Here is a 16,727-nt window from a genome sequence, read left to right as displayed (position 1 = left end):
TGTCACTGACGCTAGGTTCTCCATGGCTCAATACGTCTTCACCATGCATCGGCTGAGCAAAGTTGTTCCGCCGAAGCGGGAAATCCTGAAAAACATTTCATTGTCGTTCTTCCCTGGCGCCAAGATCGGCGTGCTGGGCCTCAACGGTTCGGGTAAGTCCACGCTGTTGAAAATCATGGCTGGCGTCGATAACGAATTCGACGGCGAAGCCCGTCCGATGCCCGACCTGAACATCGGCTACCTGCCCCAGGAGCCCCAGCTGGATCCGACCAAGACCGTGCGCGAAGTGGTCGAGGAAGCAGTCAGCGTGATCAAGGATGCCCAGGCCCGCCTGGACGAAGTCTATGCCGCCTACGCCGACCCGGACGCCGACTTCGACAAGCTCGCCGCCGAGCAGGCCAAGCTCGAAGCGATCCTGCAGGCCAGCGACGGTCACAACCTGGAGCGCCAGCTGGAAGTCGCCGCCGATGCGCTGCGCCTGCCGGCCTGGGAAGCGAAGGTCGAACACCTGTCCGGCGGTGAAAAACGCCGCGTGGCCCTGTGCCGCCTGCTGCTGTCCGCCCCGGACATGCTGCTGCTCGACGAACCGACCAACCACCTGGACGCCGATTCGGTCGCCTGGCTCGAACACTTCCTGCACGACTTCCCGGGCACCGTGGTTGCGATCACGCACGACCGGTACTTCCTCGACAACGTCGCCGGCTGGATCCTGGAACTGGACCGCGGCGCCGGCATTCCGTACGAGGGCAACTATTCGGGCTGGCTGGAAGCCAAGTCCGAGCGTCTGGCCCAGGAATCCAAGCAGCAGTCGGCCCATGAAAAAGCCATGAAGGAAGAACTGGAGTGGGTGCGCAAAGGCGCCAAGGCCCGCCAGTCCAAGTCCAAGGCACGCTTGCAGCGCTTCGAGGAAATGCAGTCCCAGGAATTCCAGAAGCGCAGCGAAACCAACGAGATCTACATCCCGGCCGGTCCGCGCCTGGGTGACAAGGTCATCGAATTCAAGAACGTCACCAAGGGCTACGGCGATCGCGTGCTGATCGACAACCTGTCGTTCTCCATGCCCAAGGGCGCCATCGTGGGCGTGATTGGTGGTAACGGCGCGGGTAAATCCACGCTGTTCCGCATGCTGATGGGCAAGGAAACACCGGATTCGGGCAGCATCGAAATCGGCGAAACCGTGCAGCTGGCCTGCGTCGACCAGAGCCGCGAAGACCTGGACGGCAGCAAGACCGTGTTCCAGCAGATCTCCGACGGTTCCGACCAGATCCGCATCGGCAACTATGAAATCCCGTCGCGGACCTACGTGGGCCGTTTCAACTTCAAGGGCGGCGATCAGCAGAAGTTCGTCAAGGACCTGTCCGGTGGTGAGCGCGGCCGCTTGCACCTGGCCCTGACTCTCAAGGAGGGCGGCAACGTCCTGCTGCTCGACGAACCGTCCAACGACCTCGACGTCGAAACCCTGCGTTCCCTGGAAGAAGCCCTGCTGGACTTCCCGGGCGCCGCCATTGTGATCTCCCACGATCGGTGGTTCCTTGACCGCGTGGCGACTCACATCCTGGCGTACGAAGACGATTCGCAAGCGGTGTTCTTCGAAGGCAACTACACCGAGTACGAAGCCGATCGCAAGAAGCGCCTCGGCGAAGCCGCTGCCCAGCCGCACCGTGTACGGCACAAGAAGCTGGCCTGATCCGGTTTGGTTGCATAAAAAACGGAGCCAGCGAAGGCTCCGTTTTTTTATGGGCACAAATCCCCTGTGCCCACATACACCCCTGCTCGCGATAGCGGTGGTTCTGCCCACGTCAGTGCCGAATGGACCGACGCCATCGCGAGCAGGCTCGCTCCCACAGTTTCTGACCTACGTCGACACCGCGAAATCGAGTGAGAGGATATTCGGCAGCGTCGGGTCCATCTCGTACAGCAACGCATAACCCACGCCCGCTATCCCTGTCAGCAGGCTGACATCGGGTACCCGCTCACGGTCCAGCGATGGCCCTTCAAAAAACTGCCGGGTGACTTCATCAAGTGATTGTCTGACTCTGCCGAGGCCTTCGCGGTTGCTTGAGTCCCGATACAGGTCATAGAGGCAAAGCAAATTGCCGAAGTCGCCATGGCAAAGGTTGTAGCCATCGCCAAAGCCGTGCTGCCAGAGATTGCTCTCGCAGCGCCGAATGTCCTCTAGCACCGTCTGCCGGGTCGCTTCGTCCAAGGCCTTGCCCATCGATTTGAGCAACTGTCGCCGGGCGATAAGGATGCCTGCGTCTCCGTGACACCACTTGGACATATGCTCCGCAGGGCCCAGATTTCTCAGGTCCAGCCAGAAACCGTCCCGACTCAGGCGGTTTTCGCCCTCCAATATCTGGATCGCCAAGGGGATCAACGCCGGATCGCCCGTGACGTCATAGGCCTTGCACAAGGCATGGAGAACGCCGGAGAGGCCATGGGACAGGCCCGTCAGAATGACGGAACGGTCATCGCGCCGCAGAAGCTGGCCTTCTTCGATCAGCACCTGGTCCTTGAGGTAGTCGACCATGCGGCGAATGGCCGGCAGCACGGCGTCTTCCCTCGATAATTCATGGACATTGGCCAGCAGCGTCACCGCACCGCAACAGCCGGCGAGGAAGTCGAAATCGTAGTGTTCAGGCGGCGTTTCGATCAGTTGGTCCAGCAGGCTGGCGATTTGCTCATCGTGTTTCGGCTCGCCCGTTATCTGGCGACGATTGATGAGCAGATAGAGGTAAGACCCCAGCCCGTGATAAGCACTGATGCTCAGGTCGGTTCGGAAAAAGCCAGAATGCTGCGCCATCGAGTCCAGTACCCGATCCATGAGTGACAGCCAGTGCGGTTCGCCGCTCACCTTGAACAGACCCAGATAGAACAAGCCAGTCCCGGCGAGGCCGGAGTACAGCCCGTGATCCATTGGACGCGGGTATTTTCGGCGGGTGATGGGGTGCGTGTGGAAAGACAGCCAGCGCATGTCTGTTGCTGCGCCAATGACCGCGAGTTCCTCGAGACGCGAGGCGATGCCGAGGATTGCATCGAGGGGGGGCAATCGGCGGGTATTTTCCTGTTTCGGTGGACCTCCATCCGGCTTGGGAAACAAACACAGTTCAAGCAATGTGAGCTGTAAAGCCCTGTCTGCCGGGGCCAGGTGGGCTATTTTCCGTAGACAAGCTTTTATGGGGGGCTCGACATGGGGCATTTCGATTGACGCCCCTTGGGCGCTCGTCAGGCAGTTGGACGTGAGCGGCAAGCTGAAACATGGAATGCTCGATCTTTGCAGGTCGGCTATTTCATAACGGGGAATCTGCGTCTCCAGATGAGGGCCCTTGGCATCTTTCCACAGGGTGGCAAGTAGAAGTTCTCGATCCGGCATGTTTTGCATAAAACGGGGATGACGGCTCAGCCCGATAAAGTCGGCATAACGCTGGGAGTTCTTGAACAATACCCGTGTTGAAAGTTCGTCTGCCGCATGCTCCAGCATCTGCGTCATCATTTGCCGATGGTTCATCAGTTCGTCATAGGCATATTCAAACCCATGGAGAAGTTCTGTTTTATAGGCTTCCAGTCCCTTGCGTTCGCCCCGTAGTAGCGGTAAGTGTTTCTGCATGAGGTGATGTTCGAATTCGGTTTTACGCAAATGGTAAAAACCTTGATCGAAAATCAATGCGTGACGGGTGGAAATAAAGTGTGCCTGTCGAGTCAGTCCGCTCTGGTCGTTATTGGCCTGTTGCGAGAAGGGCACAAAGCCGCTGGAACATACCGATTGCTGGACGATTTTAAAGGTGTTGAATAACGCGCAGTCACTCGGTAATTCCAACAACGGGTCATTGGTGGAGGTGGTGAACAGGCACTCGAGGTCGATCATCACGGGGCTGCTGCCGCAGGCGATAATATTTTCGTAGTGGAAGTCGATGCCATTCAAGGCATGAATGACCGCCATCTGCGCGCCCATTTTCGTATAGAACAGTTTGACATCCGCCTCGCCGTTGCAAGGCCGGTTGTCGATCTGTTCTATCCAACTGTGGCGCTCACGGCTGAGGATGCCGGGCGCGTAGACAGAAAAACAATCGGCTCCTGTCTGTGCTTGCAAGCGTTGAAGCAGTTGATTGAAAAAAATGGCCTCCCGGCTTGCTCTCGGCTTGTAGATCAATGAGGTCGTGCCGATCTTCACGTGGCAGACCGTTTCGCCGCGACCGTGGGGATCTCCCAGGCCGAGCTCGATGGCGTCGATGGTCCGGGACGGGATTGAAAACGTCGACTCCAGCGCTTCAATATCTTCGGCAAAGTCGAGGATGACCGAATAAAGATAGTTGTGGGTGTCTTCCAGCAAATCCAGCAGCAATGTTGCCAGTACGGGATAGGATTCGAAAAACGTGACCAGCGGCAGTGTGCGCAGGTGTTCGTTGAATCCGCTCAGATCGATGGCGTCGCCGTTGGCAATCCGTGTGTTCAGGTAATGGACCAGGCTTTGTTCCGAAGTGCGTCCGACCCGGGCCAAGACGTAGCGTTCGAGGCTTGCAGGCAAGGCGGTTTGATCAATGTGCTGCGAGGCTTTGCCATAGCGCTCATCCGTCTTGAACGTGTCGATGAAGTAAAGAAAGAAACGGTAGCCAAACCAATGGAAATTGGCCTTGTCGCTCCCAGCGTTTCCCGCGTCGACGTCCATGCCGTCAAGGCGGGTGAGTTTTTCCCGCAAGGCCATCAGGGCGGCTTCGCCGTCATGGGGCAGGTGCTGGTTGCGAAGGGGCTCTTTGGTGTACGAAGTCAGTTGCTCCCTGTCCACCCCGAAGTGATTCAGTAGGGCCTGGTCATCGGCATGCAGGCGGCTCAGGTTATTTTCGAAAAGGGTGATGTCGCTGTCGGAAGAGAACCGGTACTGACCTCGCTGATTCAATTTCAAAGCGTTAACAAGCATGCCGTGGCTCCTGACATGGATAGAGCAGGCATTGCCTGCTCTATGTTGTTACCTGTTGCCGGTCTTGGCGATCAGTTGAAGAGCATTAACACCCGAGTGTCGAACATCCGATATTGGTGCACGTTCCAAAGGTGTTGCATTCCATGGTCGTTGCCAGTATTGCCCCCATATTGTCGTTGGCTGGCATTTGATAGGCCTCGAATTCGGAATGGAAATCGCCGGACATGTTCAGAATGTTTTCGCTCATGGTGTTTTCCTCATCATCTTTTAATTTTAGTTACAGTAACCCGTGGGCAAGGGACGCCCGTCGCATCCAACCTTTAGAAAGTTGGTGAGATGTTGTTGTTAGGTGGGGCTGCTGTAAGCACCTGCTGCGGTGCGGGGGGCACAGTAGCACGCTTCGGAATTAACGCCAGCCTGTGGTTATAAGCTGATGTTGCAGTTACATATGGCTACAGGCATGTAGTGGAACATCACTGGATTGTAATGTTAGAGGCGTTGGCGAACTTGTTTGGAGGGCGATCGTGCAAACAGCGAAGTTATCGCAGCTCGATTGCAATTATTTCAATGGCCAGGTCTCCCACCGGCCGTCGCCAGGTCACTTCATCCCCTATCTTCGCCCCCAGCAGTGCCCGTCCCAGTGGCGAGCCCCAGTTGATCAAGCCACTGGCTGCATCGGCCTGATCCTCGCCCACCAATTGAACTTGCTGCGAGTGATCCTGTTCGTCGACGAAAGTCACCCAATGCCCGATCCGCACCTGATCGGTCGAGGTCGGCGTTACCACCTGGGCACTTTGCAGGCGCTGGTTGAAATAGCGAAGGTCTCGCTCGATGTCCGCGATTCGCTGCTTGTCTGCCTGATCGGCTCTTTGTGCCTGCTGGCCATGCAGGGCCTGCAGCTCGGCGACCCGGGCCTGCAATTGGGCAAGCCCGGCGGGGGTGACGTAGTTGGGCTGGGTGCTGACCTGGCGTTCGACCGGCTGATCGACTTGGGCTGCGGCGTTGTCTTCGTTGACGAAGGCTCGACTCATGGTGTTCTCCTCTGTTGGAGTTTGGGCCATGGTCGCAGGCTTTTGGTTTCGACGAATGTCTGCCAGCGACTCATTGCGAGCGATAAGCCCGGGCGGCGTCCCGATCCTTCTCTTGCTGCCAGGCGCGTTCGCGCTCGTCCCAATGCCGCGTGCGGTAGGCGTCGCGCTCCTCGCTTTCACGCATGGCCTGGCACTGGCGGAAACCATCGCCCCAGCCTTCGGCGTAGCGGGGGTCCTTGAGGTAGCGTGGCACGTCTTTGCGAAACTGGCCGGTGATCGCGCCGGCCGCCTGCCGGCCACTGCTGCAACCGTCATCGAAACCGTCGGCGAATGCCGGCGGATAACCACGGGCGATCAAGTCCTCGTGGGTGGTTTCGCAGCCGCCGAGTAGCATTAACATGCCCAGTACTGCTACCGCGCACCTCATCTTGACTCCTGGCTTTCATTGAACGACTTCGTTAAATGAAGTGTAGAAGCAGGGGTGTCGATGGGCGGTGAAAGAATGATCAAAAAATCGGTTGGCGTTGTAGGTGGAGATCGATTCAGATGCCTGCTTTCTCAACGGCATCCGCAATCAAAGGTGCAACTTCGCGCAGTCCGTCGAGCGTCAGCTTTTTTCTTTTGTACATGTTGTACCAACTGCTGCGCCAACGAATAACGCGCTCACCGTCACGCAATTTGAGGCGCTTGAGTGTGTACTCGGCTTTTTCGCGATAGGGCGCAGGAATAGCATCCGTGGTGCGCATTTGAAGCGACGGCAAGATGATTTCGAACCAGCCAGGGCCGACTTCATAAGGATCGAGCACTGTGTCATCAGCCGTTTTCTTGCTGGAGTTCAGAGTGCTGGAGGCGAAGCGGTAGTTACTCCACTCGTAGGTCAACTCCGGGAAATTCTTGTAGCTGAGGTAATGGTCGACCGTGCCGCCAGTAGGATCGAGCATGGCGGCATAGCCGCACAGGTTGGCATAGTGATCGGCCAGTTCCGGCGCGAATTTTTTCCAGAACGGTGAGGGACGGGAGGCACCTGGGTTGTCCTTGAGCCATTGGGTGCCCGGTATTCTGACATCCTCTTCAAAATCGGCGGGTTCTTCGGGCTTGGCGACTGGAATCATGGGTTGCGCTCGCCGGCGAACTTTCTTACGCCGCTTTCAATCAACCAGCGCGGCCAGAACTCATCATGCGCAGGAAGCAGCTTTTGCAGCGCCTTGTGAATGGACTGGCGGGTTTTAAGGCCCTCCGGCAGTTCCCGTTCTCCACGCATGAAGGCTTCGGCGGCTTCGATGGCTTTTTCGGCCTCCAGGGAGCGCGCCTGTTCCAGGCCGAAGGTGTCGGAGACCAGCCAACTGCTGGCATCACCCTGGGCCGCCCAATGTCCTTGCGTCAATGAGACTTTCTGGTCCTGGATTGACAGTTGAATCTGGTCGTCCTGTTCTTCATCGAATACAGGCTCAAGTGAGGCTGCTACAAGTGGCGAATGTGACGCGATCAGCAACTGAGGTGGGGCGGTGCCGTGATGCTTGCGCAGGGTCTTGATCGCTTGCAACAGACTGGGCATGAGCGTGCGTTGCCAGCGTGGATGTAAATGGGTTTCCGGCTCATCGAACAGAATGATAAAGCGCCGCTCGGGCTTTTTGTCGAGTATCGCGGCCGCAGCTTGGTGTTCATACCAGGCCCACACGAGAAAATAGGCCAGCCCCAATATCCGCCGCACCCCTGCTGATGCCAACGCGACAGGAACGTTCTGGTTACCGATGGTTAGTGTCGGTCGTTCTCGCCCCTCGCCCAGGTAGACACGGCGAGGCTCGCCGACGCATAGCGGCTCCGTAACGGGTGAGAGATCGCGAAGTGCATTTTCCAAGGCTTCGAATTGGGGTTTGCGACCGTTTTGCCAGTTGACCCAGTCGCGCTCCAGGCCTTCACAGACCCTCTGCCCATTGACATCGAGACCATCCCATACCGCCTCGGCAGAAAAGTGATAGGCGGCGGGTCGATCCTTGTCGGTGCGCCAGTAATTGCGCGCCGGATCCCACACGGAGAAACCGCCGTCAATGCGCACGTAAACCACAATGCCGGGCATGGTGGGTCGGCTTTGCTTCAGGGGCCAGGAGCTGTCCTCCCGCTTATAGGTAGATACAACGGGCTGTGCAACGCCGGATTTGCCTTTTACAACATATTCGATGGTGGCTTTTCCAGACGCGACGGGCAGGGCTGGGGTGTTGGCCCAGGTTCGCGTGAGCGCCCACCAGGCCAAATCCAATAGAAAGCTCTTGCCCAGCCCGTTGTCGCCTGTAATCAGATTGATTCGTGGAGCCCAGCTTACTTCCAGCTCGGGAGCGGGCCCTACGTTTTTCATGTGCAAATAATCAAGCATCGCAGCATTCAATTCCGATTAAAGGTTAATCCGGGTCAATCTACTTGATTTTGCTGGACTCCGAAACGAGCCTGAAACCCGCTGCTCATTCGATACAGGGCTTCACTGGGGCCTGGGGTCAATAGTGATACCACTTCATTTCCAGCATCACCTCGTTCTCTGGCGAGGCCAGGTGGCTGAACTCGCGCTGGGCGCTCAGGCGCAGGCCGAGGTTGCGGGACAATTCCCACTGCTGGTTCAGGCTCAGGCTACGGCGCACCTCACCGTTGACGAAATAATCGCCCTTGGCTTCCAGGCTCAGGTTGCCCAGCGGGTTCTTCCACAGCACGCCGCTGTTGAAGCCCGTGGCCGGGGCGATGAATCCGGCGAAGTCGCTGTTGTGCTCGACCCGCACCGTGCCCAGGGCAAAGCCCAGCACATCGTCGCCCAGCGCCCAGGTGCCGCCGGCACCGCCGTTGACGTGGCTGACCAGGGTTTCGTCGTCGTGCTTGCCCGGCACCCGCTCCAGGCCGCCGGTGACCTGCCAGGACAACGGTTGCAGCAGCTCGTTGCGCGGGGTCAGGGAGCGAATGGTCGCCAGGTCCAACTGTTGCAACTGCCAGTCGTTGCCTTCGTACTGGCGCAGTTTCAATTGCAGGATTTCAATCTGTGCCCCCAGCGGGAAGCTCTCGGCGTTGTCGTTGAGGTCGTGATAGGCCATGCGCAAGCCGTACTCGCCATAGGCGCGATCGCCGCGGGTGCCGAGGCCTGCCTGCCAGGTGCGTGATTCATGGCCGTTTTCGGGCAGCCCCGGCGGCGGGATATCGAGCTCTGGCGCGGGGTTCTGGTTGATCGCCCGCAACAACTCGAAACTGCGCTGGGCACGTTGAGGGTCGCGCTCCTGGCCATTGGCGCGATAGCGCTCCAGGCGGTAGGCCGCGTCGATGATCAACGCCTGGCGGTCCCGGGCCAGCGCCTTGAAGGCAGGGGTTTGCAGCTGTTGCTGGTCGCCGCTGATGTCCAGCACCCATTGCTGTTCGTCGTCCGTAAGGGGCTTGGCACGGCTGAGCAGTTCGCGCTCGCGGGATGGTCGGTATTCGATGCTCTCCACCAGACCGGCTTCTTTCACGGCCTTGACGGTGTCGGTGGGAATCGCGGTCAGCGGGAACTGTTCGGTCAGGCGCAGGCTGGGGCGCGCCACTTGCAGCAGTTCGAGCAGGCGATAGGAGCAGTTCTCGTCGAAGAAGAAATAGTCGAACTGGATCTGCTTGAGCTCCCAGACGTGTTCGACCATGCGCTCGGTTTCCGCCTGGCTCAGGTTGAGGCGGTATTCCCACAGGTCGCGGTTCTCCAGGCTACGGTATTCGGCGAGCTTCTGTTGGTACGGCACCAGGGCGAACAGGCCGGGATAGCCGCCCATCAGGCCTTTCCAGGCATAGAGGATGCTGTTGTCGGAGCCTTCGATGTAGGCGCCGAAATTGATCGCGTAGCTGAGCAGTGCCGTCTTGTCGCGCTGCACGTCGGCCTGGTCGATGCGCAACAAGGTGTGGCCGAACATCGACGAGGGGCTGTTCAGGTAGGCAGCGGGGAAAATCATCACCGCGCTGTGGGGCGACACATCCTTGAACCATTGGGTGAAATCGCTGCAATTGACCGCCGGCAGGTCCGTCAGGTTGAGTTGCGCCTTCAGCCAGCGTGTGCGCGCCGGGTATACGCACTGGGCATGTTGCTGGCCGGCGTTGGTCGGAGCGTAGAGGGCGCGCAGCGTGGCCGTCAGTTCCTGGTCGGGGTGTGTGTTGCCGTCGGGCGCGAGGAAAAACTTCTTGTCGCTGATGTAGCTGCGCCAGCCACCGAGCTTGGCGGTCTCGTAGTGGCCCAGGGAAATCCAGAAGCGGTCATTGGCCAGTTGCTGCAAACGTTGAGGGTCGACATGGGACGCGGCGGACAGCGGGGCGCACACACAGAGCGCCAGCCAGGCAAGGCGTTTGAGCATAGTCGGCTACTTGGAAAGTCGAAAAATAAAGACCGAAGGGGCCCCAAAAAGAAAAACCCGCTCCCCGAGAGGAGCGAGTGGTGTCGAGCTTAAGCTTGAGTGGCGTACTTGGCCAGGCGTGGGTCGTTCTTCAGCACGGCCAGGGTGTTGGTATGCACGTCTTCGGCCGTCACGTCGGCCTTGCTGAAAATCTGCTGGAAGTGCTCGTGGGTCACGGCGGAGAAATGCGCACGGTCTTCTGGCGCCACGCCCAGTACCACGGCGTAGGTGGTCAGCGCTTCACCCTGACCCTTGGCCATGTCTTCGGACAGCTCGTTCATCATGCCATTCATGGCCAGCCAGGACTTGCCACCATAGGTCAGCGCCGCGTTGGTCGAGCAACCGTTGGTGCCGGAGGTCATGCCGAAGGTGGCGTTACCGGAGGTGCCGTTGGTGGTGGATGCGAGGAAGTGAGCCGGGGTGCCACGCTGACCTTCGAAGAGCATGTTGCCCCAGCCGCAATCCGGGCCGCCTGGCGCCTGAGCCATGGCGTTGATGGAGACTGCGGTGAAGAGAGTACCGAGAAGAATCCGTTTCATAGCTATGTTCTCTTTTATGTGCATACCAATGGACAGGGTCTGGCCTGTGGCCGGGACGGCCAGATGCCAGTGGGCCGGTTATTCGTCCAGCCGCGCAATTTGGAGTTTAGGCACGATCTGAGGGTTCCGTGGCATTTTGCAAAAACTATGCAGTCAACCGTGGCTATGCTCTGGCCCGAGGCGCTCCTTGCCAGCCAGGGAGGGGAGCGCCAGAATGCCGTTATCTGCCCCGCCTGATGTAAGGAAGCCCGATGCCTGATCCTGTTGCTGCCAGCTTGCGTCTAGCGCCTGAAGCGCTGACCCGTCCGTTTTCCGCTGAACAGTTCAGCTTCTCTACCACCAATGATCTGGAGCCCTTCCGCGGTGTGCTTGGCCAGGAGCGTGCGGTCGAAGCATTGCAATTTGGCGTGGCGATGCCACGTCCCGGTTATAACGTGTTTGTCATGGGTGAGCCCGGCACCGGCCGGTTTTCGTTCGTCAAGCGTTACCTCAAGGCCGAAGGCAAGCGCCTGCAGACCCCGGCGGACTGGGTCTACGTCAACAATTTCGATGAGCCCCGCGAACCCCGCGCCCTGGAGCTGCCGTCGGGCACCGCCGGGGCATTCATCACCGACATCAATGGCCTGATCGACAACCTGCTGGCGACCTTTCCGGCGGTGTTCGAGCATCCGTCCTACCAGCAGAAAAAAAGCGCCATCGACCGCGCCTTCAACCAGCGCTACGACCGCGCCCTGGATGTGATCGAACGCCTGGCGCTGGAAAAGGATGTCGCGTTGTACCGCGACAGCAGCAACATCGCCTTCACGCCGATGAGCGACGGCAAGGCCCTGGATGAGGCCGAGTTCGCCCAGTTGCCGGAAGCCGAGCGCGAGCGCTTCCATGACGACATCTCGGGCCTGGAAGAACGCTTGAACGAAGAACTCGCCAGCCTGCCGCAGTGGAAGCGCGAGTCCAGCAATCAGTTGCGCCAACTCAACGAAGAAACCATCACCCTGGCCCTGCAACCCCTGCTGGCGCCGTTGTCCGAAAAATACGCGGAGAACGCGGCAGTCTGCGGTTATTTGCAAGCCATGCAGGTCAACCTGCTCAGGACCGTGGTCGAGCAGTTGGTGGACGACAGCAAGACCGACGCCGTCGCTCGCAAACTGCTGGAGGAGCAATACGCGCCGAGCCTGGTGGTGGGGCATCCCACCAGCGGTGGGGCGCCGGTGGTGTTCGAGCCACACCCGACCTACGACAATCTGTTTGGTCGTATCGAATACAGCACCGACCAGGGCGCGCTCTACACCACATACCGGCAGTTGCGTCCCGGTGCCCTGCACCGGGCCAACGGCGGTTTCCTGATCCTGGAAGCGGAAAAAATGCTCGGTGAGCCGTTCGTGTGGGATGCGCTCAAGCGTGCCCTGCAATCGCGCAAGCTGAAAATGGAATCGCCCTTGGGCGAACTGGGGCGCCTGGCCACCGTGACCCTGACACCGCAGCACATCCCGTTGCAGGTCAAGGTCGTGATCATCGGCGCCCGCCAGCTCTACTACACCCTGCAAGACCTGGATCCGGACTTCCAGGAAATGTTCCGGGTGCTGGTGGATTTCGACGAAGACATCCCGATGGGCGACGAGAGCCTGGAGCAGTTCGCCCAGTTGCTCAAGACCCGCACTTCGGAAGAGGGCATGGCCCCGCTGACGGCCGATGCGGTCGCGCGCGTGGCCACCTACAGTGCGCGGCTGGCCGAGCATCAGGGACGCTTGTCGGCGCGTATCGGCGACTTGTTCCAATTGGTCAGCGAAGCGGACTTCATTCGCCAACTGGCCGGTGACGAGATGACCGACGCCGGCCATATCGAGCGTGCCCTCAAGGCCAAGGCGACTCGTACCGGGCGCGTCTCGGCGCGCATCCTCGACGACATGCTGGCCGGGATCATCCTGATCGACACCGACGGCGCGGCCGTGGGCAAGTGCAACGGTTTGACGGTACTTGAAGTCGGTGACTCGGCGTTTGGCGTGCCGGCGCGGATTTCCGCCACGGTGTATCCGGGCGGCAGTGGCATTGTCGACATCGAGCGGGAGGTCAACCTCGGCCAGCCGATCCACTCCAAGGGCGTGATGATCCTGACGGGCTACCTGGGCAGTCGTTATGCCCAGGAATTCCCGCTGGCGATTTCGGCGAGCATCGCGCTGGAGCAATCCTACGGTTACGTGGACGGCGACAGCGCATCGCTGGGCGAGGCGTGCACGTTGATCTCGGCCTTGTCGAGGACGCCGTTGAAGCAGTGCTTTGCCATCACCGGTTCGATCAACCAGTTCGGTGAAGTGCAGGCGGTGGGCGGGGTCAACGAGAAGATCGAAGGTTTCTTCCGCCTCTGCGAAGCCCGCGGTCTGACGGGCGAGCAGGGTGCGATCATTCCCCAGGCCAACGTCGCCACCCTGATGCTCGATGAGAAAGTGCTGGCCGCCGTACGGGCCGGGCAATTTCACGTCTATGCCGTGCGCCAGGCCGACGAAGCACTGAGCCTGCTGGTGGGCGAGCCTGCCGGTGAACCGGACGAAAACGGCCAGTTCCCCGAAGGCAGCGTCAATGCCCGCGTGGTGGAGCGCCTGCGGGTAATTGCGGAGATGATCAGCGAAGAGGAGATCAAGGAAGCGGAAGCCGAACAGGCGCAGCAGGCCTTGGTGGAGACCAAGCCGGCTTGAGGCTTTGCTGATCGCAGGAAGACCCTTGTGGGAGCGAACCTGTGGGAGCATAGCTTGCTCGCGATAACGGTTTTACAGCCTACAAAGAGGTGGGTTGTGAGGGCGCCATCGCGAGCAAGCTTTGCTCCCACAGGCATTCCATTGTCTTGGGCTGAATGCTAAAGAGTGCCACCACTTTGGCGTCAATATTCACACTATGACCATTCGGCGCATTCCGGTCTTGAAAATGCTTGCGCCAAGAACTTTTCTTCTATCCTGAGTTCAAGGATAACGAGAGCCATCATCGGATCGAAACAGCCTCATTCCCGGGGCTGAATACCGGATCTACCCGAGGGGCGCCGCCATGTCGCGCAACCTTTGTCTCACTCGCCAATGCCTGGGCCTTGTCACCCGTATCGAATGCGCTATCCGCCCCCTGGCGGGAGATACCGGAATGTGGACCTTGCTCTTCGCCGCCGGAATGGCCGGCGAACAACCCTCCGCCATCAAGGCCCAAGGCCCGTTCGCCGGCCCCAACGCCGCCGAATCCATTCTCGACACTATCGTTCAAAGCCTGACGTTGCACGGCTACGAACTGGCCAACGACCCACAGATCTGGTGCCTGCACATGCAGGCGCAACTGCGGGAGATCAATGGTGGCCGCTGCCGTAACGTCAACGGCTTCGAGTTTCGCCCGCTGCATTGACGGCCGTCAGGGCCCGGGCTGCTCACTGTAAAATTTTGACACAAGGGCAGGGGCCAAGGATCGGCCCGGCGTTTGTGGGGCAAGTCGTGGCTGATATACTCGCCGCGATTTTTCAGCCCTGGTATGAGATTCAATGGAACGCTTTATCGAAAATGCAATGTACGCCTCCCGTTGGCTGCTGGCGCCGATCTACTTCGGGCTGTCCCTGGGTTTGCTGGCCCTGGCGCTGAAGTTCTTCCAGGAAGTCTTCCACGTCATTCCAAACGTGTTTTCCATGGCCGAATCCGATCTGATCCTGGTGCTGCTGTCGCTGATCGACATGGCCCTGGTGGGCGGCCTGCTGGTGATGGTGATGATTTCCGGCTATGAGAACTTCGTCTCGCAACTGGACATCGGCGAGGAGAAGGAAAAGCTCAACTGGCTGGGCACCATGGACTCTTCCTCGCTGAAGATGAAAGTCGCCGCCTCGATCGTGGCCATTTCCTCCATCCACTTGCTGCGCATTTTCATGGACGCCAAGAACGTCGATCCCGAGCACCTGATGTGGTACGTGATCATCCACATGACCTTTGTCGTCTCGGCATTCGCCATGGGCTACCTGGACAAGCTGACCAAGCACTGAGGCCCGTACATCGTGCCGGCGCGGCGCCCGTCTGTTGCAAGGCAGACGGGCGTTGTCGTTTTTGGCGCGCGCCTGGTGTCGATGCTCGTCATCGGCCCCGGCATCTGTGCTAGTCTGCTGGCCCTTTTTGGTTCCGGGCGCTCCGGAAGGCGCTGTGTCACGCACGGCCACTTCCCGAGCCGTCCGCACAGCGGAGCAGCATCATGTCCGAAGTTAACCTGTCCACCGACGAAACCCGCGTCAGCTACGGCATTGGCCGTCAGTTGGGCGACCAACTGCGCGACAACCCGCCGCCGGGCGTGAGCCTGGACGCGATCCTGGCCGGCCTGACCGACGCATTCGCCGGCAAGCCGAGCCGCGTGGGCCAGGACGAAATGTCCGCCAGCTTCAAGGTCATTCGTGAAGTCATGCAAGCCGAAGCGGCTGCCAAGGCTGAAGCCGCTGCTGGCGAAGGTCGTGCGTTCCTGGCCGAAAACGCCAAGCGTGAAGGCATCACCTCCCTGGCTTCGGGCCTGCAATTTGAAGTGCTGACCCAGGGCGAAGGCGCCAAGCCGACCCGTGAAGACCAGGTGCGTACCCACTACCACGGCACCCTGATCGACGGCACCGTGTTCGACAGCTCCTACGAGCGTGGCCAACCGGCTGAATTCCCGGTAGGCGGCGTGATCCCAGGCTGGACCGAAGCCCTGCAACTGATGAACGCCGGCAGCAAATGGCGCCTGTACGTGCCGAGCGAACTGGCTTACGGCGCTCAAGGCGTTGGCAGCATCCCGCCGCACAGCGTACTGGTGTTCGACGTCGAGCTGTTGGACGTTCTGTAAGACCCTGTCCGGTTTGACGCTGGGCAAATACATGTGAGAGCGGGCTTGCTCGCGAATGCTGATGGTCAGTTGATTTTTTCGTTAACTGACACACTGTTTTCGCGAGCAAGCCCGCTCCCACACAGGGTTTATGTGCTTCATCCCTGGAATCTGTCATTGAAATCGCCACTGGGGCGCAACGCCCGGGCGTAACAGAACAGGAACAGATTGCGCACCAGCTCCTTGAGCACCAAGGGCTCGCTGGAGCTCAAACTGTTGAGGTCCAGGTCTCCCTGGTCCTGCAACTCGCTCAACGCTTGCTCCTCAATCACTGCACAGACTTCACCGGTTTCCCGATGCAGGATCCGGAGGTAGGGATGTGGGCGGTCCAGCCAGGCATCGATCAAATAAGTCATGGTTCTCATCTCCTTGATGGGTGCAATGAGAATAATTCTTATTCGCCAAATAGCAAGTCTCTATTGGTATTCCGATTGTTTTTCTGACGACGGGCGATGGCTGCGCAGCGGGCGGGGGTTGGTGCGGTGCTGGATAAATGGGACTGAAGCGGGGGAGGGTGAAGCACCATCCCGCGCACGGGGCGCGGGATGGAATACAGCAGGATCAGACTTTTCTGACGAACTCGGATTTGAGTTTCATCGGGCCGATGCCGTCGATCTTGCAGTCGATGTCGTGGTCGCCATCGCACAGGCGGATGTTCTTGACCTTGGTGCCGACCTTGACCACCAGCGACGTGCCCTTGACCTTGAGGTCCTTGATCACGGTAATGGTGTCACCGTCCTGCAGGACGTTGCCCACGGAATCTTTTTTCACGGTGTCGTCGGACGCGACTTCAGCTTCGCCGCTGGCGGACCATTCGTGGGCACACTCCGGGCAGACCAGCTGAGTGCCGTCTTCGTAGGTGTATTCGGAATTGCATTTCGGGCAGGGAGGCAGCGTGCTCACTAAGGTTCCTTGGGTATCAGGAGGGCAAAAGGGCGCACATTATATAGGGTTTTGTTGCCGGGAGGGCGATGTGGTTTTTTGTGGTGAGGGAGCTTGCTCC

At 59.4% G+C, this 16,727-nt stretch carries 15 protein-coding genes; 5 read left to right on the top strand and 10 right to left on the bottom strand.

Annotated elements, in window-relative coordinates:
• The first annotated feature begins 22 nt into the window (after positions 1 to 22).
• Complete coding sequence (gene ettA / locus ACODSJ_RS22650; protein ID WP_489103865.1) at positions 23 to 1,687, top strand: energy-dependent translational throttle protein EttA; 1,665 nt, start codon at positions 23 to 25, stop codon at positions 1,685 to 1,687.
• 168 nt (positions 1,688 to 1,855) lie between these two features.
• Here ettA and ACODSJ_RS22645 read toward each other — a convergent pair whose 3' ends face one another.
• From ACODSJ_RS22645 to ACODSJ_RS22610, 8 genes are all read right to left on the bottom strand, one after another.
• The gene (locus ACODSJ_RS22645; RefSeq protein WP_489103864.1) at positions 1,856 to 4,915 is read right to left on the bottom strand and encodes a type 2 lanthipeptide synthetase LanM family protein; all 3,060 of its coding nucleotides are present in this window, start codon (positions 4,913 to 4,915) and stop codon (positions 1,856 to 1,858) included.
• An 85-nt stretch (positions 4,916 to 5,000) separates the two neighbouring features.
• Positions 5,001 to 5,162: a hypothetical protein gene (locus tag ACODSJ_RS22640; protein WP_489103863.1), complete on the bottom strand. Its 162-nt coding sequence runs from the start codon at positions 5,160 to 5,162 to the stop codon at positions 5,001 to 5,003.
• A 292-nt stretch (positions 5,163 to 5,454) separates the two neighbouring features.
• Positions 5,455 to 5,946: a GreA/GreB family elongation factor gene (locus ACODSJ_RS22635; protein WP_489103862.1), complete on the bottom strand. Its 492-nt coding sequence runs from the start codon at positions 5,944 to 5,946 to the stop codon at positions 5,455 to 5,457.
• A gap of 70 nt (positions 5,947 to 6,016) precedes the next feature.
• Positions 6,017 to 6,373: a hypothetical protein gene (locus tag ACODSJ_RS22630; RefSeq protein WP_489103861.1), complete on the bottom strand. Its 357-nt coding sequence runs from the start codon at positions 6,371 to 6,373 to the stop codon at positions 6,017 to 6,019.
• 115 nt (positions 6,374 to 6,488) lie between these two features.
• Positions 6,489 to 7,058: a hypothetical protein gene (locus tag ACODSJ_RS22625; RefSeq protein WP_489103860.1), complete on the bottom strand. Its 570-nt coding sequence runs from the start codon at positions 7,056 to 7,058 to the stop codon at positions 6,489 to 6,491.
• Positions 7,055 to 8,317, bottom strand: a complete 1,263-nt coding sequence (locus ACODSJ_RS22620; protein ID WP_489103859.1) for an AAA family ATPase — start codon at positions 8,315 to 8,317, stop codon at positions 7,055 to 7,057. Before ACODSJ_RS22620 ends, ACODSJ_RS22625 begins: the two co-directional genes overlap by 4 nt.
• A gap of 118 nt (positions 8,318 to 8,435) precedes the next feature.
• The gene (locus ACODSJ_RS22615; RefSeq protein WP_489103858.1) at positions 8,436 to 10,289 is read right to left on the bottom strand and encodes an Lnb N-terminal periplasmic domain-containing protein; all 1,854 of its coding nucleotides are present in this window, start codon (positions 10,287 to 10,289) and stop codon (positions 8,436 to 8,438) included.
• A gap of 89 nt (positions 10,290 to 10,378) precedes the next feature.
• A complete protein-coding gene (locus ACODSJ_RS22610) occupies positions 10,379 to 10,867 on the bottom strand; it encodes a DUF3015 domain-containing protein (RefSeq protein ID WP_030140293.1) in 489 nt (162 codons plus the stop codon).
• A 251-nt stretch (positions 10,868 to 11,118) separates the two neighbouring features.
• Here ACODSJ_RS22610 and ACODSJ_RS22605 point away from each other — a divergent pair, with 251 nt between their 5' ends.
• The 4 genes from ACODSJ_RS22605 (at position 11,119) to bamJ (ending at position 15,685) form a co-directional block, all read left to right on the top strand.
• Positions 11,119 to 13,557, top strand: coding sequence for a Lon protease family protein (locus tag ACODSJ_RS22605; RefSeq protein ID WP_489103857.1), 2,439 nt, complete (start codon positions 11,119 to 11,121; stop codon positions 13,555 to 13,557).
• Between the two features lie 343 nt (positions 13,558 to 13,900).
• The gene (locus tag ACODSJ_RS22600; RefSeq protein WP_489103856.1) at positions 13,901 to 14,242 is read left to right on the top strand and encodes a PA4575 family protein; all 342 of its coding nucleotides are present in this window, start codon (positions 13,901 to 13,903) and stop codon (positions 14,240 to 14,242) included.
• A 133-nt stretch (positions 14,243 to 14,375) separates the two neighbouring features.
• Positions 14,376 to 14,864, top strand: coding sequence for a TIGR00645 family protein (locus ACODSJ_RS22595; protein ID WP_260962898.1), 489 nt, complete (start codon positions 14,376 to 14,378; stop codon positions 14,862 to 14,864).
• Between the two features lie 203 nt (positions 14,865 to 15,067).
• On the top strand, positions 15,068 to 15,685 hold the full coding sequence (gene bamJ / locus ACODSJ_RS22590; RefSeq protein WP_489103855.1) for a BamJ family beta-barrel-assembly machinery protein: 618 nt from the start codon (positions 15,068 to 15,070) through the stop codon (positions 15,683 to 15,685).
• Between the two features lie 137 nt (positions 15,686 to 15,822).
• Here bamJ and ACODSJ_RS22585 read toward each other — a convergent pair whose 3' ends face one another.
• Both ACODSJ_RS22585 and ACODSJ_RS22580 read right to left on the bottom strand, forming a co-directional pair.
• A complete protein-coding gene (locus tag ACODSJ_RS22585) occupies positions 15,823 to 16,080 on the bottom strand; it encodes a PA4570 family protein (RefSeq protein ID WP_489103854.1) in 258 nt (85 codons plus the stop codon).
• A gap of 205 nt (positions 16,081 to 16,285) precedes the next feature.
• Complete coding sequence (locus ACODSJ_RS22580; RefSeq protein WP_158960870.1) at positions 16,286 to 16,627, bottom strand: zinc ribbon domain-containing protein YjdM; 342 nt, start codon at positions 16,625 to 16,627, stop codon at positions 16,286 to 16,288.
• Positions 16,628 to 16,727: the final 100 nt, after the last annotated feature.

The organism is Pseudomonas sp. FG6 (assembly GCF_057809015.1).
Note: the sequence above shows the minus strand (reverse complement) of the source record. Positions and strands in the feature narration are given on the sequence as shown.